Origin of the sequence: Neobacillus niacini NBRC 15566 (assembly GCF_001591505.1) — a bacterium.
GTDB classification, from domain to species: domain Bacteria; phylum Bacillota; class Bacilli; order Bacillales; family Cytobacillaceae; genus Neobacillus; species Neobacillus niacini.
On sequence record NZ_BCVA01000052.1, the window covers coordinates 1 to 22,834 of the forward strand.

The following is a 22,834-nucleotide window of genomic DNA, read 5'->3' on the forward strand; positions in this document are numbered from 1 at the left end:
AGCAGGTTAGTTCAAAAGGTTTTGGTAATTTATGGTGTTTTGTTGTAATCTTAAAGAGGTAGAGGAAAAAAGGTTAAGCATTAAAGGGAACTGTTTAATGTAATTGATAGATATAGATTATGAATGGTTTAATTTGATTAATAGTAATGTTCAAAATTATAGATTATTAGATACACTTATGATTTTGTTTGCCGAATTATTCAATATGCCTTTATTTTATTGATTTTGATGTTGTGGCTATTAAACAAAGACAATTTTCGTGTTATAGCTTTTCAGGCTAAGTTTGCATTTACCTTGGCATATTCAACAAACAGACTTATTGAGCTATTCATTTATAGGGAGAGACCGTTTGAATCAAATGAGATTATTCAACTCGTAGAGCATTCTGCAAATTCTTCTTTTCCAAGTGACCATGCTACATCTGCAATAGTAATTGCTTTTACACTGTGGTTATCATCATATCGTTATAAGCATATATGGTTTTTTCTTGCATTAGGAGTAGCGTTTTCAAGAATATGGGTAGGGGTACACATAACAGTTGGAATTATTGGTGGTCAGTTGCCTTTAATTTCTTATGTGTTGTTATGTTAAGATATCATTACTTTAAACCTATTCCTGCTTGGGTTGTTTCGTTTTTATTTACTGCATTTTTTATTATTTACTTTCATGTTCCTTTACCTTAATACTAAACGTTCCTTTGTTCAACTAAAGAGGAGAGTTACTTAAAGTTTGGCTGCCATTTTCAGCGGGTCTTTTATTCAACTAATTGGACAGAATAGTTTAATAAGAAGTGGGTACTATAATTTTATTAGGTAGGCTGGTGTCTAATGTTTAAAATATAAAAGTTTCGTCCTTTATCACGTACAAAATTATAAATAATTTAAATACCAAATTTGTTTACTTAAGATTAAGGAATGATGATATGATCCAAGATAGGATGTTAGGAATAGGTATATTAGGTGTACTTTCAACAATACCAGGAGAGATTGTTTCAAGGATATTTGTACATTTTGGCTTCGGAAAGTTTAGTATTTATGAATTATCAAGTCTTATTATTACATTTAACAGACCTGTATTTACTATAGGATTAATGGTTGATTTTTTAGTTAGTAGTGTTTTTGCAGTCTTACTTTACTTTATATTTGAAAAGTTTGGATCATGCCATTTGGTTATAAAAACGACCGTAAGTAGTTTATTTGCCTGGTTAGTATGTGAACTATTATTCACAACATTAATAGAAGGTAAGTATATCGATATTAGACCTATCAATGATTATTATTCACATATTCTCAGCACCATGATTTTTGGTATTACATTAGGATTGTTGCTAAAAGAATTTATATTCAAGAGTTATTCATTGGGTAGAATAAATGATTGAAGAATATCGACAGCAGTAAAGGCGCTCATAAAAAGGGGTGCTTTTTCTATGTCTAAATGAATTCATCCCTGGGCAGATAGGGATGGAGCACACCAAATATTTTTTACCAAGCTTGTACGAGAGCTAAGTGTTTTTAGTATGTAATAAAGGGATTTTTTATACTAAAAAAAGAGCTAATCAAATTACTCATATGGAAATTTTAAGAAGTTTATCATATTAAATGTTATTAGGGATACAATTTTTGTATTACCAATGAAAAGGTTATTTACAAAAATAAAACTATATAGACTCTTAAATTTAACGAAATTCATTTTTTCTTATATTTCTTTTACAAGGCTTTTTTCTTATATGGATTTCAATACCTTTCTGATAAATACAAAAGGGTTGCTAATTAAGACAACTATGGATGTTAAGGAGTAGAAGCTGCAGGTAAAAAAATAATTATAAACAAAAGTAAAGACGAAACAATAGAAAATCAAGCGGTTTATGAATAAACCGAGGGCGATTACTGATTAAAGGTAATCGTCTTTCTTATTGAACAAACGAAGCAGGATAGTTAAAAAAGGGGTAGCGTCAGGAAAACGCAGATTTACGCCGATAAGTAATTCTGAATTTAGGAGCTGTTGTACTTGCAGTTCCTTCTGAGAAGTAAGGTATTATTAATCGAATAAGTAGTATTATAAGCCATCTAACCTACATACAACATTCTGGAACAATCCGATAAGAGGTTGGTCCTTTTTCCATTTATACCTTAGATTATAGAAGGTCATAAAAATCCAATATTTTTTCAAACCAAATGAAGGTTAGCTACGTCTATTATATGTGAGAGGGTGATAACAAGATGAATGGACTAAAACAACTGGCGGTGACAGATGAAAGTATGTTGCTTGAGAGAGAGGAAATAATTGATCAATTAATGCAAGAATATAGCGATGATATCCTGCATCTCGTATATACATATGTTAAAAATCGAACGACAGCAGAAGATTTAACGCAGGAGATATTTTTAAAATGTTATGAAAAGTTAAATCAGTTTAATCAGCAGGCAACACTAAAAACATGGGTATATCGTATTGCTAGTAATCATTGTAAGGACTACTTAAGAAGCTGGCATTATCGCAAAATAACGCTTAGCGATAAAATTTTGGATTATATACCTTCGAAATCAAAACAGGTTGAAGAAGAGATTATCGCGAATAGTGAAGAAAACATCTTAACAAATGCTGTCATGAATTTACCTCTAAAGTACAGAGAAGTAGTATTTCTGCATTATTATGAAGAACTATCTTTAACCGAAATAAGTAAGATTACGACAGTAAATATAAATACAATAAAAACTAGATTAAAGCGTGCAAAAGAATTATTAAAAGACAAGATGATCGAGGAGGTTTAGGAGATGAATGATCCATTTACTAACCTGAAGAGTTCGATGAAAAAATCAATTTTCAAGGATTTTTCTTTTTCCAATGAGAGAAAAAATGCGGTGAAAGAATCCATTCGTATGAGACAATCTCAATCACAATTTCATTCTTGGAAGATAGAAACCATCATAGCTATATTAGAATCGGTTCAGCATGAATCAAAGGATGGCTACAATATTTCTACCCAACTTTTTCAAAAAAATGAACGTACTTTCCAAAAAAATGAAGGGCAGCTTTATTCACTTCTACATCTACTAGAAAATAAAGAAATTCTTACTTCAAAATGGATAAACAAAAAGAAATATTACTCCTTAAATTCCAAAGGGGAAAAATACTTAGCTACCTATAAACAAGATAAATCAAAACAAGAGTTATCCCTTAAACACTTACTAGAGGAGGCGTCCTTATGAGTTCTCCCAAATTTGAAGAATTTTTAAGTAAAGTAACGTCCAAAGTGAAATCAAAGGAAGCCCACAACATGATAAAAAAAGAGCTTATTCATCATCTGCAAGAGTTAAGTCAATCTTACAAAAAGAGAGGGTTTTCTAAAGAGGATGCAGAGGAAAAGGCGATTCAAGAAATGGGAAATCCATTTACCATTGGGGAGAGATTAAATCCCCTACATAAGCCGAAAATGGATTGGGTTCTAATTGTTTTATTTGTTCTTTTTGCTGGTATTAGTTTTCTCCCGTTAGTTGATGGGATTCCTGAATTTTCCCTATCAGGTACCTATTTTATGGGGAGACAGGCGATTTGGTACACCCTGGCTATTCTTGTAATCATTGGATTCCTTTTCTTTGATTACCAAAAATTAAAGAATGGATGGATATACTTTTATGCGATAGGCCTATTGATCCATATATATCTTCATCTTTTTGGAATTATGACCAACGGAGCAAAGAAGTGGGTTTCCCTCCTAGGCCTGACGGTCGATGGAACCATGATGAGCTTATTTTTCTTTTTTCTTGCTTGGGCTGGTATTTTTAACAAAATAAATGAGTTTCGTAGTTGGAAAAAACAAGGTTTACTTTTTGTTTTATTTTGGATTCCCATCTCGCTCTACATGATGGTGCCAGACTTTATGGTTAGTATTATTTACTTCTTCTGCATACTTGGGATGTTTGCTTTCGCTCGAATCCATAAGAAATTAGCTGTAAATCTGACCCTAACAAATCTATTGGCTGGTATTATTTTCATTATCATGTTCTACATGACCTCACGTCAAAGTTATTTGTTAACTAGATTATCTGCTTTTATAAACCCTACTGCCGATTCAAATGGAGCAGGATATATGTATAAGGCGGTTAGGAATGTCCTTTCAGAAGCGGGATGGTTCGGTAACGGACTTTCCAACGAGTTGAATTTTCAATTGTTACCAGAAGCACATACAGATTTTGCTTTTCCCTTCCTCGTCTATTCTCTTGGTTGGGCTTTCGGATTGGTTCTATGTTTGATCCTACTGATATTTATTTCAAGGATCTCAAAAAATGCGTTTAAAACAAAGGACCTCTATGGGAGATTGATCGTAATAGGTGGTGCTACATTGTTTGCGGTTCCTACTACCTGGAACATCTTGATGAGCTTTGGAGTCGTGCCTATAATGGGGGTTTCTCTGCCTTTTATTAGTTATGGAGGCAGTGCGATACTCTTTTACGCTGCTGTTTTAGGACTCATTTTAAATGTTTATCGAAGAAAAGATCTTGTAGAACCCACGATTGCAGATGAAATTAAAAGTTAAAGTCGAACATGTAATTGCTGATAAAAAGGGCGACAGCTAAAGTAATAGTTGTCGCCATTCCCTTATTGAACTATCGGGTGCGTTTCTTAATAAGCAGGAACGCTTTTTCACTAACGGGCAGAAAAGTTGAAGAAAATATTAACATCTATAAGTCAAATTGGAAAATGAATTATTTTACAATTATATTAAATATCTTTATATATAACTGACTTTCCATAATGAGTTTATATAATATAAGAAAAATACTTTTTTATAAAGATATTTAAGGACTGATAATCAAAATGGTATCCAATATAGGTCAGGCAAGAATAAAGAAGAGAGAGCTGTTAGAAGTTTTTATTAAGGAATTTACAAAAAATAATAATTCACTTTTAGAGAGCCAGGATTCTATTTTCGTGATTGAATTTAACGGATATTTAATTTTCTTAAATCAAACTTGTACAAGCCTGTCAGGGTACACGGCTGAGGAAGCACAAACACTAAGTTTCCTAAAATTAGTTTCTTTAGATGACATAGATAAAGTTTATAATCACTTTCTAAAAACAGTTGAAGGTAATATTCAATGTTTTGACTGTGAAATAATTAATAAAAATGGGCAACGTATAGAAATTCATATAACGAAAACTCCAATTATTGTTGATGGTGAATTTGTAGGTGTTTTGGCAAAAGCAAATAACCAATCAAAAAGATAATTATTTTGTACTTCAACTAACGTGTGGCAGAGTGAAACAAAGGAGTTATTGCGGAAGCTCCTTTTCTTATTCAATTAACGAAGCAGGTTAGTTGAAGAAGAAATTATTAACTTGTCCATAATCGGGCCAGATTGTGGAAGATATAATTGGACAGAGAGTCTGGCTTTCTCCTTATTACATGTAATATCAGTAACCTTAATTAATCAAAGTGAAGGAATCCCAATAGATGCCACTTACCCCTATATAAACTTAACTTCCCACCCAACCAATTTTATCCACCTATAATACCGACATGATAACAGCATATATAGGCAGAAAAGTTAATATTATTATACATAGTAATCCCAAATTTGGAGTTTCTTCGAGTCAAATGATAAATGAAGTATTGGGGGATTGAAAATGTTTATTCACATAGTTCAGCCAGGTGAATCTTTATTCTCAATAAGTAGAAGGTATGATTCTTCTATTAATCAGATACGTAGTACCAATGGTTTAACAGAGACGAATGTGGTTCCAGGTCTGGCTCTTCTTATTCCACTTTATATATATACTGTTCAGCCGGGCGACACGCTAATTAGTATTGCAAGAAAAGCATTTGTTCCCTTAGAGCAATTAAAGGCAGCCAATCCCCTAATAAATCCGTATTCATTACAAGCAGGAATCAAACTAACGATTCCAAATATATCGAATTACCTTGCCTCTACACTGGGTTTTTACGTAGTTAGAACCCCAGAATTGGACCAGAATTTAATTAGGGATTTTGCCCCTTATAGTACATCTATATCGATTTTTGAATACCACATTACTAGTAATGGGGATATCGCTAACACCTTAAATGACCTGACTGCTATTCAAACAACTTGGAGTCATCGGGTAAGACCGCTTGCAACGGTTACCAATTTGACGTCTGAGGGTTTTAGTCCTGAATTGGTTCATCAAGTGTTAAATAATCCTACCGCAAGGACAAATCTTGTTAATAATATAACATATTTAGTAACAAATAAGGGGTATGGCGGCGTTAATATTGACTTTGAACGTGTCTTGGCTGAGGACAGAGATCTGTTTACAGGTTTTTTACGCGAATTGAGGGATCGTTTACGGCCATTAGAACGGACGTTAACCATTGCTCTTCCCGCAAAAACAAGCGAAGAAATTCCTTGGCTTAAGGGGTATGATTACGGAGGAATCGGTTCAGTAGTGGATTTTATGTTTATCATGGCTTATGATTTTCACCATGCAGGGAGCGAACCAGGACCAGTAGCTCCTCTTACAGAAGTACGAAGAACAGTTGAATTTGCCATAAGATTTGTTCCACATAGGAAAATTATTATCGGCGTGCCTTTATACGGCTATGATTGGATAATCCCATATAGACCAGGGACAGCTGCACCAGCTATATCAAACCAGAGCGCCATTGAAACAGCAATAAGGTACCAGTCGCCTGTACAATATTCGGAGGAATATAAATCTCCATTCTTTCGATATAGAGATCAGGAAGGACAATTACGTGAGGTTTGGTTCGAGGACGTCAGAAGTATGAGTGAAAAAATGATATTAATTCGAGAGTATGATTTACAAGGGTTAGGCGCATGGCAGTTAACACTAGGATTTACGCCAGGGCCTTGGCTTTTGACAAAGTTTTTTACCATAAGGAAGGTATAATATTAGATAATTCATTTTTTATTTGGACACATGTTTAAAGACGTCTAAAACTCTTATAAAGTTTATTACTCAATAGAGTAAGGCCTATTGGTCATAATGTTTTATAAGACTATTATCAAAATTCTTATCGTGTAAATCCTCATTTTCCAGACTGTGCTCCTTTAATGCTAATTTTCCACAATGGGCGCGATTGTGGAATAAGCGTCCCTTTTCTTATTTAACGAACGGGTGCAAGTGTTATAAAAGTAATCTACGGCTATACTTTTTGTTATTCAGATAACTGGACAGATTTGAATTAGGAATTTACATTACCAAATGACCTTTGTTACAAATAAAAAAGCACTCGTAAAAAGAGTGCTTAATGGTTTTCAAATCAGAAATATGATTGCTGCTTATTCTAATGGTGTAAGGTCAGAACGTTTTACTAACTTAATATTGTTATCGTTTTTTATTTCGCAGTATCCACTCTAAAAGGATACTTGAAGAAGAAAATAGTGTAATTGATTTAGCTTATAAGATTTATGAAATAGTTCGTAAACTTGATAATTGTGATGGTCTAGAAGAATGGTACAACATTAGTGATATGATAGATGATTTTCGATATGGAGATAATATTTCAAACTTAAGTAAGGTTGCTTTAATTGTAACTGCAAAAAAGGCGCTCATGTAATTGGTGCTTTTTAATTTTAAAAAAACCGCAACAAGTGCGGTTCACGTAGGCTGGTTATATGACTTTTACCTACGTTAATAATATGCAAGAAAGAATTTAATGAATGGGTAAGAGCGGAGTATGGTTTGAATTTTACAAAAAAAAGATACCTCGAAAGGTATCTCTCAGTTGGAGGGAACAGGAAAACTATGCACTCAAAATATGGTATGTGCAAGCTTTAAAAGCGACTGTACTATTTGGCGTTTTTATTAAAATTAAATGACGTTAAAAGAGCTGCCCGAAAATGGACAGCTCTAGTGAAATAATACTAGCAACTTGCTAAGGAGTAGCAAGCTACTTTAGTATTATCTGTCAACTATCTAAAATCGTCTAGGTTTTTTTAAAAATTTCTATCTAATAAGATCTTGCTTAAATGAAGAATCCATCCCAGGCAGCTAGGGATGGATAGCACATCAAATTAGATTTCCAAGCTCGGTAGAGGGGAAGCTAGGTGTTTATATTATGGTGTTTAATGTATTTTTTTATACACAAAAAGAGCCAATCATATTACTTTATACAGGGTCAATCTTCATGAAAGTACGAATTGGCTCCTAATTAAGCATATACGAAAGTAAAGTTAATAACAAATTAACCGAGCAAGACTTATTCCATTTAGAGTTTGGCACTTCACGAAAGGTGGCTGTCTTGCTCTTGTTGTAAGTCTATCCACTTACTTGGTTGATATGCAAACGTCCCAAGAGGCTGACTTAATCTGCCCCTATATAAAATAATACCTTTCAAGACATAATAAAAATTAAGAATTCTAGTGGAGAAAGGTGGGGGGTTATTATGTCTTCAAAAAATCATTCGTTATTAAATCTTACAATGATAATAATCTCTTGGATTACTATACCTCTGTTGGGGTTTCGTAGTATCAAGAGATTTTTACCTGCCTCAATTTTTGCTGTGTTATTGTGTAGCTTAGACGCTCTCATTGGGAAACGACGTAGGTGGTGGGCTTTTTATAACAAACCCCAATCCTTTATTAGAAATGAATTTCCATTCCTTATAGGTCCGATGTTAGCCATCGCATTATGGATATTAAAATGGTCATATGGGAATTTTAAGAAGTTTATTATATTAAATGCTATAGGTGATATAATTTTTGTATTTCCACTGACAAGGTTATTTACAAAAATAAAACTATATAGACTCGTTAAATTTAACGAAATTCATTTCTTTTTATATTTTTTTTACAAGGCTTTTTTCTTATACGGATTTCAATACCTTTATGATAAATACAAAAGGTTTTCTAATTAAGAAACTGTGAATGCAAGGGAAGCTGCCGGTATGGCGGCTTTTTATCGTGCTAAAGAAACTCAATAGTTTAATGGATACCTCACCCAAATGTGGTTAATAATGTTGGAATTTCCTAAATGAGGAGTTATAATTTTTAAGTACATTATTGACAACTAGGAGGATGTTAGTGATTTCTTCAATAAAAGTAGGTAGTTATGAGAACCTACTAGGAAAGTCGATTTACTTTCGTATTATTTTATTCATTTGTCTACCTATTCATTTGTTTATTGATGGCAATATTATTTATGAAAGAACCTTTGTCCCAGGTTACATTTTGTTAATGATTCTTACAGGATTCGCTTTCTGGAATACATGGCATCAATTTTTTTTAAGCCTTCTTATAACCATACCCCATTTCTATTTTAACCCTAACGGTTTTCCGGAATGGCAAGGATTCGTAATCCAATGGGGAGCATATTTTTTACTATCATTTACTACAACATTACTAATTAAAAAAAATATTAGAGAAAGAAATAATGTTATTCAACTAATACGGGTACTTGCCAAAACATTAGACTCAAAGGATCCCTATACTGCAAATCATTCGGAAAAAGTAGCGCGATATTCATTAATAATTGCAGAAGAGATGGGACTGTCAAAAAAGCAAAAAGAAGATATTTATATTGGTGGGCTTCTTCATGATATTTGCAGATTCATTTGACGCAATGACCTCAAACCGAATTTATAGGGAAGGTCGAACAAAAGATTATGCGATAAATGAGATTAGAAAAAATAAGGGAATTCAATATGATAATGATGTTGTAAATGCTTTTTTGAATACTCTTAATAAATGATAAATTGTTGATAATTTATCCTAAAGAGATTTTTTTTTAAGAAATAGCTGCCATAAAGGGTGTTTTTTGGGTCGTTCCCAAACATAATAAGGTCTTTAGTTCAATTAAATAATTTCAAACTTAACTGGTAATTCAATTTATTTTAAAGATAATATATACATTTTGATTTCGGATTATATGAGCAAATATGGGTTCATTGCATCGTTTCTTTTAAATTTTGCAAATGATGAAGGATAGTAAAACCAGTACCTTTCATGATAGAAACAAAAAAATCCCCAAGTAAATCATTACTTAGGGAGATGTTGTTTATAAGGAAGGTACGGAACTTCCTTAGGATTATATGAGATTACATCAGAAGAATAAAGTTCTATTTTTATTTTGTTTTCTAACGTTTTTGCAATAATGAGTATAGGTTGATTGTATTCATTTTTGAAGATTAAATCAGGTCCATTCCAACTAACAGTTGCATCTCTCTTTGGCGGTACATATGAAACCTCTCTACTGTGTGAATAACGTTGAACAACATGTAATCCTGCATTATCAACTGCATTAAAAAGGGTAGATGAAACTTGACAAATTCCACCGCCAAAGTCTTCTGAAAATTCCCCTTTAACGATCACAGTAGCAGGCATATATCCTTTTCCTGCTGTTCTTTCACCAACCACTTTATTAAAAGAAAACATTTCACCTGGAAACAGAACATAATTATCAATGGCTTTTGCTGCAAGTAAAATATTTTTGTTTCTCTTCTTGTTATTGGAATTGAAGAATGTTATATATTCCCCAATTTTTTCAGCTCTAATATTTCCAAGTAATTCACTGTCGATCCCTGGATAAATGGCTTGTAATGGGACCTCTAATTCTGTTGAATTATTATTAAAATAGGCAGACAAAATCTTTTCTGTGAAAACTTGGCGATCTAAACGATAACCGACTTGTTCGGGTATAATATTTCCATTCATGTCTATCATTGCATTTTTAGGGTTTATAATAAGCTGCTGATCAATCTGTTCCATTAAAGTATTAAACTTTTCTGTATCAATAAGGGGGAATACAGAGTGACTCGAAAAGTAATTACGGTTATAAACTGAGATAGGTTTTCCGTTATTAGTGATTACTATATTTCCTGGCATAATCATTTGTTGAGATAAAATTATTAATCCAAACAACCCACTAAAATTCATATGTTTAAACCTCCCTAATATAATTATGAATAAAAATCTCTATTATATGTAACGCTAGCTATACTTTTATTAAGCAAATTTCCGAAGGGTATTTAGACTAATGGGTGCAATAGTTAAAGATGATTGCTGCGGCGGTATTTTTGCTTGTTCAGCAAACGGGGCAGGTTTATAAAATAAGGAATTTAATTATAGACTTTTATTTTGAATTTGAATAATTTGAACCTTGTCAAAGAGCACACAAACAACGTTAAAGAAACCTCAAATAAATCCTAAATTCCATTAAAGGGACATATTATAGAACATCTCTTCAAGTAGAAGTTCAATAATTATGATACTCCAAATAGCAGTTTGTAAATTGTATCTTTAATGTTTTTATAGTTAAGAACAGGTTTATGGGGAAAATTTTTTTGGAACAGTTAAGATACTAATAAAAAATGGATGAGGTAAGTAATAATGGAATCAAGTGAAATACGTCTTCTTTCACATAATGATTTACCCAATGCAGTTGATGTAATGAGGAAAGCCTTTTTTTATGATCCACTTTGGGTATATTTATATAGTAATGAGAAAAATAGGAGGAAGTATTTAGAAAAGTTTTTCCGAGTATTTCTTAGTGTTTTTATCAATAAAAAAAACGTATATGGTGTTGGTTATCCCCTTCAAGCAGTTGCAGTATGGGCTATTGGGCTATTCCTCATAAGGAAAATGTTAATTCTAAAACAAAATCATCCTTAATAGTTATATTTCCTTTGATAAAATTGTTCTTTTCTCCGTTTGCTTTCAAACTTTTTAAAGTTTCTTCTGTATTTTCATCTTTCACAACTTTGGAGAAGAAGTATGCTCCAAATATCCATTTTAAATTAGAATCAATTGGAGTTGACCCTGATTTTAAAGGGAAAGGTTTATCTACAAAATTAATAGCTCCCTTTATTTCAGAAGCACAAATGAAAAATATACCGGTTTACACCGAAACCACTACTCCATTAAATGTAGGATTATATGAACATTTTGGCTTTAAAACTATGGAAAAACGTTCTATTCCCCAAAAAAAACTTACTGTTTGGTCACTCTTAATTAAATAAATATATACTACAATCGGGAGTTAAAAACGCCATGTCTTTTCATTTATAAATGATAAAAGAAAGCCAAATTAGATTGTGAAGAATTACACTCAAACTATCGGGGTGCGTTAGTTAAAGAAGGACTTCAATCTATATTTATATAAATGGTGATATTTAACAATGTTTAGCGTAGCTTTAATAGTATTTTTTCAGTTCAATAATTTTTTAATGGGGAGTGGCTTTTTTGCAAATTTTTTTTAGATATAACTGGATAGTTAGAGAAGACTGGTATAGTTGGTGTGAAGACTTAAGTGAAGAAGAATTTCTGCAAAACCGAATGGGTGGAATGGGAAGTATATTGCACACACTTTTCCATATAGTTGATGTCGAATGGAGCTGGATACGTCTCTTACAAGGTAAATCTGACTTTCAGGAGAGTTTCGATGGTTATAAAAGCTTGAATAAGGTTCGAAAATTGGATGCTCAATTTCATTTAGAAGTAGAAAACTTTGTAAACAACTGGGATACTAGTATGGAAAATCGTTTATTTTACGATACCTTACCAGATAGAAGAATTGTGACGGATACTTGGGGTGAAATCATGCGACATACCATTGCTCGTGAAATTCATCATATAGGACAATTATCAATTTGGGCAAGAGAAATCGGAAAAAAGCCTGTTTCTGCAAATCTTATTGGTCGGGGCCTTTCCTCTTATTCCAATAAATAATTCAATGTAGAAAATAATTTAGTCGGTTTCAGTATATTAATACATGCAAAATAACAGGAACGTAGGAGGTATGAAATATGAAGATCCAAAGAATAGATCATGTGGGTGTAATCGTAAATGATCTCTCTGCTGCTAAAGAGTTTTTTCTCAATTTTGGACTTGAGGTCAAAGGGGAATGGGAAATGGAAGGAGAGTTAATGGGATATGCAGTTGGGCTTAATGACGTTAAAGTAGCGTGTGTAGGATTGGGAATGGCAGACGGTCAGACTTGGATCGAGCTAATCAAATTTTATTCGCCGTCAGATGAAGGAGATAACCGGCAACCCCTTGCAAATACACTGGGTATCCGACATATTGCATTTACAGTTGAAGATATTGAAGCTGTTGTTGCCAAATTGAAAAAGAAGGGTACAGAAATCTTTAGTGAGATCCAGCAATATGAAGAAAGTTATAAATTATGCTACGTTCGTGGTCCAGAGGGAATTATTTTGGAGTTAGCTGAGCAAATCAAATAAGGAATGTTAATTACAATGAAAGGACGAATCTTTGTTACTTTCTAGGATGAATGAACCTTATTGTTGATTATTTTTATTGTGCAAAAGATTGAATGAGAAAATTGTATTTTATTTATGGAGGTCATTAAATGGATTTATATAAAACTGCAGAAAATATAAATATATTAAGTGACTTTCTTGGAAAAAGAGATATTGATACTTTGTCAAGTAACGATTGAACCTTCAGATATATGGGGTATGTGGGACATCAAAATGTATATTTTTCTATTGATGGGAGAAATTCCAAGATTATTAGATGATGAGAATGGATATGGTCCTAACGGAAAAAATTATATTGCACACGTTGATATTCCTGTGAATGTATTGAAAGCATTTGAAGAGTTAAAAGTGGAATATGCAGACTTGGTGAGAGCTGCAAATCCTCTGTACGCTTCAAAGGAATAAGTTCGTTGAAGCAGAAAACGAAGACCACTTATAGGTTGGTCTTATTTTTTTGTTCATCTAAAGAACGTTTGTTCGTGTGTAATGATACCGAGGAGATGATACGAAATGGCCATTCGTGACCGTGGTAAAATGAAATGGCAGCCAGCTTCATTCTTACCGCTAGCTTTTGAAATGACTAGCGCGATGTTTAGGGATCAAGCTCGGACTGCAAAGCCAATAATAGACGAACATCAGACGGAAGAGTTCGACCTGCGTATAGCATACGCAACAGAATACAATCATGCGGTAAAGGTAACAGTATGGGAGGACGGATTTACGCACGACATTACTGGTCGTGTTCATTATGTCGATCCTATCACGCATGAGCTGCGGATTGTACTAAAGTCTGGGGAATTTGAAAGGGTGGCATTCGATGATGTAATTGGAGTGAAAGTTTTGAATTGAGCTAACATCTCAGCTTTTAAGTCAACCTTAGATGGGTTGGCACTATTTATTCAACTAATTTGAATATCTGTTTAATTGTATGCCAAACACACAAACACTTGTCTCTATACTTGTATAGACTATTAATAAAAGACGAGGTGATTTGGATGGGTTTGAGAAATTGTCCACAACAATTAACTCAATGTGAAGGTTCACAATGTCAAGAACTTAGAAGTCAGATTGCCAGTAATAATTACGATGCTGCAGCTAATTTAGTTTATACTTACACACCAGTAAATACACCATTTGAAATAGCAGATAATTTTTGTCAGGGTTTAGAGAGTAACTACAGTCTTGCCACTATAAATCAATTGGAACAACTCGCTCACATGTTTATGTCTTGGGATGAAAACGGTAATGTTTATCAGTGTCCAACATTAGTATGGAGTAAAGATGAGAATGGAACCCCGGTTATCGTCCGAATGCAGCCGTGTAGCGGTGATAAGATTGAGATTATTAGGGATTTTATCAAAGAAATATGTATGGCTCATGTAATTTGTGTTGTTCAACCAACATAGTCTCAAAAGGTTCAATATCGTTTGTGATAATAGGTAAAAATTTATTGTTGGGTTCGAATGGGGTTATTCAGGAATTTTATAAATATCAAGAATGATCGCTGCTGCGGTCTTTTTTTTATTTTGAGCAACGGTTCAAGTTTGTTGAAGAAGGAAAATGGCTAATCGGAAGCGAAAAGGTAGTTGAGAATAAACAACATATATAAACACAGAGGAGAAAAAATGACTGCAAACCAGATTGTTTTAGTTGTTAGTGTTTCAATAATAAAAGATGAAGAAGTCTTAATGATTAAAGAAAACAAATCGGATGTAAGAAATAAATGGAATTTTCCAGGTGGGCAAGTTGAGACGGGAGAAGACATCCTTTATGCAGCGAGAAGGGAAGTGAAAGAGGAGACAGGACTAGATGTTGAACTAACTTATACAACTGGTATTTATAACTTTATAAGCAGTTCTCAAGACCAAGTTATTATGTTTCATTTTATAGGGCAGGTCACTGGGGGTTCCATAAATCTTGTAGAAGATGAAATCATAGATAGTACCTGGGTGAAGGTGAGTGATTTAGTAAAGTCTAACGATGATTCACTTCGCAATCCAAGCGTTATAAAACAAATAGCATATTCTCTTGTTAATAAAAGTTACCATCCTATTAATGTATTTCATAAACAAGTAGTGAACAAACAAAAATTCATAATCACTCCGTATATTCCAAAGTACGCTGAACAAACAGTGGAAATGTGGCGGGATAGTAAGGAACGGGCTATTGGACAGAAGGAAAATCATAGTTTTGAAAGCCATGTTCATTTTTTAAATCATATATTACCCAAACAGTATCAAATAGATTTAGCGTTAATGGATGAAAAAGTAGTGGGAATAGTTGCCTATAATGAAAAAGAGATAAGCCAACTTTATATTCATACTGGATATCAGGGAATGGGCATAGGGCAAACATTCCTTCAAAAGGTAAAAGAACAATCAAGTGGGAGATTAACATTATATACATTTGAAGTAAATGAAAACGCACAACGATTTTATGAAAAGAATGGATTTACGATCATTGGTAGAGGAGACGAAAACGAAGAAAATTTACCTGATATTCACTATGAGTGGACATTAAAATAAATCATGCAAACAGAGAATATAAGCATACGAACGGGTGCATGATTTTGATGACATATTTGGCTGGATAACCATAATTAGTATTCTCCTTTTAATAAATTAAAGGATTGGGTTACGAACGTACTAAGTAGACTGAGAAACGAGAAAAATCGTAAATAATGAGGGACTGCTTTTTTTTATTGAAATAATGGTCAGGTTAGTGCAATGAAAATGGGTATTGAAGTAATAGTATTAATTTTAATATAGGGTGTGAAGTCTTTGGAAGGTAAAATACTAACTATATTCAATGAACTTCCGAAAATAGAAAAAGGTCAAAAAATTGTTCTTGGAATAGACGGGTTAAGTCGTTCTGGAAAAACAACATTTGCAAAAAAAATTGAACATCATCTTCAAGAAAAAAACATTTCAGTTTGTATATTTCATATAGACGACTACATTGTTGAGAGAAAAAGGCGGTACAATACTAATTTTGAAGAGTGGTATGAGTATTACCATTTGCAATGGGATGCAGAATTGTTAAAACATAATCTATTCAAAGAACTGAAGGTATCTAAGGAACTACACTTGAAGAATTATGATTATAACTCTGATACACAAAAACTGCAGGTGGTTACGATACCTGATACTTGTTTCATTATAATTGAAGGAGTATTTCTGCAACGTAGAGAGTGGAGAAGATTTTACGATTATATGATTTACTTGGATTGTCCGAAAATTAAAAGATTTAAACGTGAAAGCGATGAAACACAAAAAAACATTGAAAAATTTGAAAAGAGATACTGGAGAGCAGAAGATTATTATATGGAAATAGTATCGCCAAAGGAACAAGCCGATTTAGTCATTCAAAATTAAATTAAAATCAAATTTTGCGAAATCTAACACTTAAACAAACGGGTTAGTTGACCTAAATAAGATTAATGCATCCTCTTAAACTACTTTTTGAAAATTCTATAATTTGTTATGATGTACTTTGTAAGTAAAGTAATAGAGTATACAGAGGGAGAGCTTAAAAATATGGAATACATAACGCTTAATAATGGGTTAAAAATGCCAATTGTAGGTACAGGCACAAATACTTATGGAAAAGAAAATAACGAGTATAATGGGGCGTTAACAAATGAAATTCCTGAACTCGTATCAGCACTTGAGTTGGGTTACCGTTCAATAGACGCAGCCATCATGTATCGTAACGAAGAACTTGTCGGAAGAGGATTAGCAGAAAGCACAGTGCCTCGAGAAGAGTTATTCATTACGACAAAGGTTCCAGCTAGCGAAGAATATATTTCTTCAAAGGAAGCTACTCGAGCAGCTATCGATAACAGTCTAAAAAACTTCCAAACAGACTATCTCGACCTGTTTCTTATTCACTTCCCTATTGAAGACAAAGTACAACTTAAAAACACTTGGGAAGTCTTTGAAGAATATTACGAAGCGGGCAAACTAAAAGCAATCGGCGTTTCAAACTTTGGAAAAAATCATATTGATGAATTGAAAGAATTCGCTAAAGTGAAGCCAGCTGTTAACCAAATACAAGTTAACTTAAAAGAACCTAACAAAGAATTACTTGCCGTATTAAAAGACGAGGGCATTACACCTGTTGCATGGGGACCTATGAAAGCCGAAGCCCATCAAAATGAAGTTTTGGATGAAATCGGTAAAGCCTATAAAAAATCTGGTGCACAAGTCTTATTAAAATACCAAATCCAACGCGGTGTGATTGTTATTCCTAAATCTCACAACCGTGAAAATCAAGCATCTAATATAGATCTTTTCGATTTTGTATTATCTGCAGAAGATATAGAAAAAATTGAAAACTTATAATTAGTTAGTCCTTCATCCTAGTGATATGAATAATATCGCTAGGATTTTGACTTTTTCAAAACAATGAGATTGGTGTAGTACCGTTTTTTATTGAACTAACGGTGCAGTTTAGTGCAATAAGAAACAAACAATAACAAATGTAAAGAGCATGTTTATCAAAATTTGTTGAAAACTTGCTCTTATTTAATAGCGGTGGCGTAAATCAAATTTATTTCAAACCTATACCCTAAATATTTTGACAGTGATGGATTACAAATGTAATATAAGATAGTGGATTACATTTGTAATATTGGAGGTGCCATACTATATCATGAAAGAATTACCTAAAATATCGGAAGCCGAATTGGAAATTATGAAAGTTCTTTGGGCAAAATCCCCTCAAACAGCGAATGAGGTAATTGAAAACCTTGAATTAATGATGGACTGGAAACCGAAAACAATTCGAACACTTATTAACAGATTGGTACAAAAAGAGGCGGTTTCTTATCATCAAGAAAATGGGCGTATGTATGAATATTTTCCTTTGGTTTCCCAAGATTGTTATTTACAAGTAGAAACAAAATCTTTACTCAATCGTTTTTATGGTGCGGCCTTTAAACCGTTACTTGTAAATTTCTTAAAAGAAGAAAAACTATCTACGGAAGAAATTAACGAACTAAAACGGATTCTTGATCAGAAGACAGAAGAGAATCGGGGGAAGGATCGGTAAAAATGATAGATATTTTTTTAGACATTTATCTTCCTCGATTATTTGACTGGGTGATAGAAACATCCATTATGGCAAGTATACTTGTGGCACTCATCTTAGGTGTTAAAATCTTACTAAAAAACAAGCTAACCCCAAGGTGGCACTATCTACTTTGGATGATTTTAATTGTGCGGCTCATACTCCCGTGGTCACCAGGTAGTTCGTTTAGTATTTTTTCTATACTTTCTATAAGTTATGAAAAGGCTGTTCCTGTTCAAAGCAAATCTGTAGTTTCGTTAGAAAACGAACTAATACAAGAAACAACTTCGGGTATTTCTGGCACCAGGGCAGTCACAGAAGAGGGACGCTACCCCACTGCTCCACAACAAACAACCAAGGAAAGAATTACAGACACACCAATTTCTCCTAGTAAGAAGCAAAAGGAGGAATCAATTTCCTTCTATACCATTGCATTATACATTTGGTTAACGGGCGTTATGGTATTAGGATTTGTAACTTGTCTAATTAATCTACAATTATATAGATACATAAAACAGCAACCAGTTATTATAGATAAAAGGATTTTTAACATATTCGAAAATTGTAAGAAATCTATGTCAATTCAGCAAAGTATCCCACTACTGCTAGCGGGTAAAATATCTAGTCCGACAGTTCTGGGTTTTTTCCGCCCAAGAATATTACTGTCAGATGTTCACATTAGTAAACTGACTGATCAACAACTACGACATATTTTTTATCATGAGTTAGCCCACATTAAACGAAGAGATGTTGGTGTTAATTGGCTAATGCATAGTTTACTAATCTTAAATTGGTTTAACCCAATTTTATGGTGTTCCTATGTTTTCATGAGGGAGGATCAGGAACTTGCGTGTGATGCATGTGCACTCACGTTTATGGAAGAAGAGGAAAAAACCTCATATGGACTTACCATTATCAGTCTTTTAGAACACTACTCGCATTATTATCAAATACCAAGTTTAGCAAATCTAAGTAGAAATAAGAGAACCTTAAAGAGGAGAATCTTAATGATTAAAAAATTTCAAAAGAAATCATATGGTTGGTCTATGCTTGGAATCGTGGCAGTGATGATTATTTCATCGCTATCCTTACTAAATGCACATGCAGATGATTCAAATGTAAAGCAGGAAAGGCAAGCAGAAACCAGAGAAACAGCTACTGCGGAAGCTGAATCGAATGAATTCAATCCAAGAATGAAACAATTTATTGCAGAACAAGCTGAAGAACTTAAAAATACAAACGACAGATATGAATATAATGCGAAGATCGAACAATTAGTGTCAGAATTTGCTAATCAGTACACAGGATATTCTACAGTTGAAGCAGCTTACGATTTTGAAAATTTGCGAAGGTTGATACAATGGGGATCAATTATTAACTTCTCATTCCAAGAAGGAACAGGTGGTACCACAGCAGAGCAAATTGTTCAAGGGATGAGTGTGTTTGAATACCTAAAACAATTATTGAACGACCTTGATGTGGTAATTAATAAAAATGGTAAAGGCAATACATATGGAGTGTTGCACCAGCTTGACGGGGAACACGTTATAGAATTAGAAAAGCATGTATATGGCGAACAGGGATTTCCTGCTGAACTTAAGGAATATTATATAGAAAACTATAATAAAATTGTGGAAGTAGAATCGAGTAGAATCGACCCAAGTGCGAAACTATTTATTGCACGACAAGCCAAAGAATTTAAGAATACAACCGACATTAACGAATATCTTTCGAATATCCAACAAATAATGCAAGAATACCGAAAACAGTCCCCTCTTTTTAATACAGTTGAAGATAATAACGATTTTGCAAATCTGGGAACGTTGCTAGGAGCGGGAGCACTCTTTAAACATTCGATTTCATATCAGAAACAACAAGGTATTGAAACAGTTGAATATAGCGATGATTTGAAACGTATATTTGAATACACAAAACAATTATTGAACGACCTTGACGTGGTAATGAATAAAAATGGCAAAGGCGACACGTTTGGAGTGTCGCATCAGTTGAACGGGGAACACGTTAAAGAATTAGAAAAATTCCTAAATGGAGAAAATTAGTAAAAAGTTAGTTGTTAATCAAGCAAATGAAGTGTAGAGCTGTCATTGAGGCAGCTTTTTTCTTGTTCCAATAACGGGTCAGGTTAGTTCAAAAAAATTTGGTAATTTATAGTATTTTGTTATAATCTTAAAGAGGTAGAGGAAAAAGGTTATGCATTAAAGGGGACTGTTTAATGAATTTTATAGATATAGATTATGATTGGTTTAACTTAATTAATAGTAAAGTCCAACATTATCCATTATTAGATACAATCATGATTTTGTTTGCCGAATATGTTCAATATGCTTTTATTTTATTAATTTTGATGTTGTGGCTATTAAACAAAAACAATTTTCGTGTTATAGCTTTTCAGGCTATGTTTGCATTTACCTTGGCTTATTCAATAAACAGACTTATTGAGCTATTTATTTATAGGGAAAGACCGTTTGTATCACATGAGATTATTCAACTCGTAGAGCATTCTGCAAATTCTTCTTTTCCCAGTGACCATGCTACATCTGCAATAGTAATTGCTTTTACATTGTGGTTATCATCATATCGTTATAAGCATTTATGGTTTTTTCTTGCACTAGGAGTAGCGTTTTCAAGAATATGGGTAGGGGTACACTATCCATTTGATGTAGTTTCAGGGATATTAAATGGGATAATAATAGCATTATGTACACATTATTTTTTATTCAAGTTAAAACCTTTAACCTCACTTATTGAAAGACCAATTTTCCAAGGACAACGAGAATAAAAGAATGTAGAAATATAAATTTTCTATTCATGCTTAGTAAATGGAGTGCGGAGCTGTCATAGAGGCAGCTTTTTTCTTGCTTCACTAACGAAGCAGTTTAGTACAATAAGGATGACAATGTATGGATTTATTTGAGTTGAGGTGTAGTTTATGATTTTGGTCAGTTCTTGTTTAGCTGGATTAGAAGTAAGGTATAACGGTACACATAGCTTAGATAATAGGATAAGTAAATTAGTTGGAGAGTATAAAGCTGTTACTATCTGTCCCGAACTGCTTGGGGGATTTTCAACCCCAAGGGAACCTGCTGAAATAGTAGGCGGAGACGGAGAAGATGTACTGGATGGAAAGGCTAAAGTGGTTGAAAAATCTGGTGAAGACGTAACCGAACTGTACATAAAAGGAGCTTATGCTACTTTAGAAAAAGCTAAAAAAATAAACGCAACAATAGTTGTTCTCAAGGAGAATAGCCCTTCCTGTGGTAGTTCAATGATTTATAATGGTGAATTTAAGGGTAAGAAAATTGTTGGAAATGGAGTTACTTCAGCCTTACTTAAAAGAAATGGTTTACAAGTAATTTCAGAAGAACAATTTGTTGAAAATTTCTTTTAATTATTCAACTAACTGTGCTTAGACACTTAAAAGGGGAATAAAATACTTCAGATGCTAAAAAAATCAGATAATTTGATTATTGTGATACACGAAATCTATGGTATTAATCAACATATAAAAAAATTTTGTGATTTATTTTCAAAACAAGACTTTGACGTTATCTGTCCGAACTTAATAGAACGAGAACAACCATTTGATTATTCAGAAGAGAAGATTGCTTATTCCAATTTTATAGAGAATGTAGGGTTCTCTATCGCGGTACATAAAATAAAGAATTTATTATTAGGTGTTAAAAATGAATACAAAAAAATATATATTATTGGATTTAGTGTTGGGGCAACTGTGGCTTGGTTGTGTAGTGAGGAAGAGGTTGTTAATGGGGTTGTGGGATACTATGGTTCAAGAATTAGGAATTATACACAAATAGTGCCACTATGTCCTACAATTTTATTTTTTCCCCAAGAGGAACAATCCTTTAATGTGGATGAGTTAATTTCAAATTTAGATAAAAAGAATATCGAGATTTATAAATGTGTTGGACAACACGGATTTAGTGACCCATACTCTACAAAATTTAATGAAAAATCATCCCAAAACGCTTTCAATGAAATGCTAAACTTCTTAAAGAAACATTGATTCAAAACAAGGTTATTATTCAACTGATAAAAAAAGATTGTGAAACATTACACTTAAAGTAACGGGTGCAAGAGTTAAAGATGGGTAGCTACGGCGGTCCATCTTTCTTTTTGAACTTATGTGGCAGTTTTGTTGAATAGTGGTAGTGATTAACTTGTGTTCAACAATCGGGCCATTTTATGAGGTAACAGTAAATAAAATAGACAAGTAAAAGAAATACCCCCTGAATCGTAATAAATTGACTATATGATTCAGGGCTATTTCTTTTTAGAAGACCCCTAGATTACTAATCTAGTGTTTATTTTATTTAATGGATCAAGTGGAATACTAAAGTTGCTTTATTACATAGAGCACTCAACAAACAAATCCTCCTATTTTAAGTTGCTGAACATTAAAAGTTAATGATGATTCCCCTCTAAGATGTATTCGTCTCGATTTGCTTTCTCAATATTGCACCTAACATAACAATCGTATATTGTTGTATTCAGCGATATGGT

At 33.2% G+C, this 22,834-nt stretch carries 22 protein-coding genes and 2 pseudogenes; 23 read left to right on the forward strand and 1 reads right to left on the reverse strand.

Annotated elements, in window-relative coordinates:
• Positions 1–103 precede the first annotated feature (103 nt).
• The 8 genes and pseudogenes from BANA01_RS29315 to BANA01_RS24815 all read left to right on the forward strand — a co-directional run.
• A pseudogene (locus BANA01_RS29315) lies at positions 104–555 on the forward strand (phosphatase PAP2 family protein); the annotation flags it as partial.
• A 367-nt stretch (positions 556–922) separates the two neighbouring features.
• Positions 923–1,378, forward strand: a complete 456-nt coding sequence (locus tag BANA01_RS24780) for a hypothetical protein (RefSeq protein WP_063255094.1) — start codon at positions 923–925, stop codon at positions 1,376–1,378.
• Between the two features lie 841 nt (positions 1,379–2,219).
• Complete coding sequence (locus tag BANA01_RS24785) at positions 2,220–2,771, forward strand: sigma-70 family RNA polymerase sigma factor (protein WP_063255095.1); 552 nt, start codon at positions 2,220–2,222, stop codon at positions 2,769–2,771.
• Between the two features lie 3 nt (positions 2,772–2,774).
• Positions 2,775–3,209, forward strand: coding sequence for a PadR family transcriptional regulator (locus BANA01_RS24790; protein ID WP_063255096.1), 435 nt, complete (start codon positions 2,775–2,777; stop codon positions 3,207–3,209).
• The gene (locus tag BANA01_RS24795) at positions 3,206–4,537 is read left to right on the forward strand and encodes an FtsW/RodA/SpoVE family cell cycle protein (protein ID WP_063255098.1); all 1,332 of its coding nucleotides are present in this window, start codon (positions 3,206–3,208) and stop codon (positions 4,535–4,537) included. The genes BANA01_RS24790 and BANA01_RS24795 overlap by 4 nt, the downstream gene beginning before the upstream one ends.
• Positions 4,538–4,818: 281 nt before the next feature.
• Positions 4,819–5,229 carry a PAS domain S-box protein gene (locus tag BANA01_RS24800; protein ID WP_063255099.1) on the forward strand — a complete coding sequence of 137 codons (411 nt, stop codon included), beginning with the start codon at positions 4,819–4,821 and terminating at the stop codon, positions 5,227–5,229.
• Positions 5,230–5,628: 399 nt separating this feature from the next.
• Positions 5,629–6,891, forward strand: coding sequence for a glycoside hydrolase family 18 protein (locus BANA01_RS24805; RefSeq protein WP_063255100.1), 1,263 nt, complete (start codon positions 5,629–5,631; stop codon positions 6,889–6,891).
• Between the two features lie 2,135 nt (positions 6,892–9,026).
• A complete protein-coding gene (locus BANA01_RS24815; protein WP_063255103.1) occupies positions 9,027–9,560 on the forward strand; it encodes an HD-GYP domain-containing protein in 534 nt (177 codons plus the stop codon).
• A gap of 420 nt (positions 9,561–9,980) precedes the next feature.
• On the opposite strand, the gene BANA01_RS24820 is transcribed toward BANA01_RS24815, so the two are convergent.
• Entirely contained in the window at positions 9,981–10,877 is an 897-nt protein-coding gene (locus tag BANA01_RS24820; RefSeq protein ID WP_063255104.1) for a VanW family protein, read from the reverse strand.
• A gap of 674 nt (positions 10,878–11,551) precedes the next feature.
• Between BANA01_RS24820 and BANA01_RS24825 the strand changes: the two genes are divergently transcribed.
• From BANA01_RS24825 to BANA01_RS24890, 15 genes and pseudogenes are all read left to right on the forward strand, one after another.
• Positions 11,552–11,959, forward strand: a complete 408-nt coding sequence (locus BANA01_RS24825) for a GNAT family N-acetyltransferase (RefSeq protein WP_063255105.1) — start codon at positions 11,552–11,554, stop codon at positions 11,957–11,959.
• Between the two features lie 223 nt (positions 11,960–12,182).
• Positions 12,183–12,668, forward strand: a complete 486-nt coding sequence (locus BANA01_RS24830; RefSeq protein ID WP_063255106.1) for a DinB family protein — start codon at positions 12,183–12,185, stop codon at positions 12,666–12,668.
• Positions 12,669–12,745: 77 nt separating this feature from the next.
• Positions 12,746–13,183 (forward strand): VOC family protein, encoded by a 438-nt coding sequence (locus BANA01_RS24835; protein ID WP_063255108.1) that lies wholly within the window; start codon positions 12,746–12,748, stop codon positions 13,181–13,183.
• Between the two features lie 270 nt (positions 13,184–13,453).
• Positions 13,454–13,627, forward strand: a complete 174-nt coding sequence (locus BANA01_RS24840) for a hypothetical protein (RefSeq protein ID WP_218008423.1) — start codon at positions 13,454–13,456, stop codon at positions 13,625–13,627.
• A gap of 105 nt (positions 13,628–13,732) precedes the next feature.
• Entirely contained in the window at positions 13,733–14,071 is a 339-nt protein-coding gene (locus BANA01_RS24845; protein ID WP_063255110.1) for a YolD-like family protein, read from the forward strand.
• A gap of 146 nt (positions 14,072–14,217) precedes the next feature.
• On the forward strand, positions 14,218–14,628 hold the full coding sequence (locus tag BANA01_RS24850) for a hypothetical protein (RefSeq protein ID WP_063255111.1): 411 nt from the start codon (positions 14,218–14,220) through the stop codon (positions 14,626–14,628).
• 219 nt (positions 14,629–14,847) lie between these two features.
• A pseudogene (locus BANA01_RS30460) lies at positions 14,848–15,198 on the forward strand (NUDIX hydrolase); the annotation flags it as partial.
• Positions 15,199–15,360: 162 nt separating this feature from the next.
• Complete coding sequence (locus BANA01_RS30145) at positions 15,361–15,747, forward strand: GNAT family N-acetyltransferase (RefSeq protein WP_420884248.1); 387 nt, start codon at positions 15,361–15,363, stop codon at positions 15,745–15,747.
• 255 nt (positions 15,748–16,002) lie between these two features.
• Positions 16,003–16,596 (forward strand): kinase, encoded by a 594-nt coding sequence (locus tag BANA01_RS24860; protein WP_063255112.1) that lies wholly within the window; start codon positions 16,003–16,005, stop codon positions 16,594–16,596.
• Positions 16,597–16,758: 162 nt separating this feature from the next.
• Positions 16,759–17,565, forward strand: coding sequence for an aldo/keto reductase (locus tag BANA01_RS24865; RefSeq protein ID WP_063255114.1), 807 nt, complete (start codon positions 16,759–16,761; stop codon positions 17,563–17,565).
• 307 nt (positions 17,566–17,872) lie between these two features.
• Positions 17,873–18,274 carry a BlaI/MecI/CopY family transcriptional regulator gene (locus BANA01_RS24870; protein WP_411835056.1) on the forward strand — a complete coding sequence of 134 codons (402 nt, stop codon included), beginning with the start codon at positions 17,873–17,875 and terminating at the stop codon, positions 18,272–18,274.
• 2 nt (positions 18,275–18,276) lie between these two features.
• Positions 18,277–20,352 carry a M56 family metallopeptidase gene (locus tag BANA01_RS24875; RefSeq protein WP_063255116.1) on the forward strand — a complete coding sequence of 692 codons (2,076 nt, stop codon included), beginning with the start codon at positions 18,277–18,279 and terminating at the stop codon, positions 20,350–20,352.
• Between the two features lie 173 nt (positions 20,353–20,525).
• Positions 20,526–21,092, forward strand: a complete 567-nt coding sequence (locus tag BANA01_RS24880) for a phosphatase PAP2 family protein (protein ID WP_063255117.1) — start codon at positions 20,526–20,528, stop codon at positions 21,090–21,092.
• Between the two features lie 150 nt (positions 21,093–21,242).
• Complete coding sequence (locus tag BANA01_RS24885; RefSeq protein WP_063255119.1) at positions 21,243–21,701, forward strand: 2-thiouracil desulfurase family protein; 459 nt, start codon at positions 21,243–21,245, stop codon at positions 21,699–21,701.
• A 42-nt stretch (positions 21,702–21,743) separates the two neighbouring features.
• Entirely contained in the window at positions 21,744–22,337 is a 594-nt protein-coding gene (locus BANA01_RS24890) for a dienelactone hydrolase family protein (protein WP_063255122.1), read from the forward strand.
• Positions 22,338–22,834: the final 497 nt, after the last annotated feature.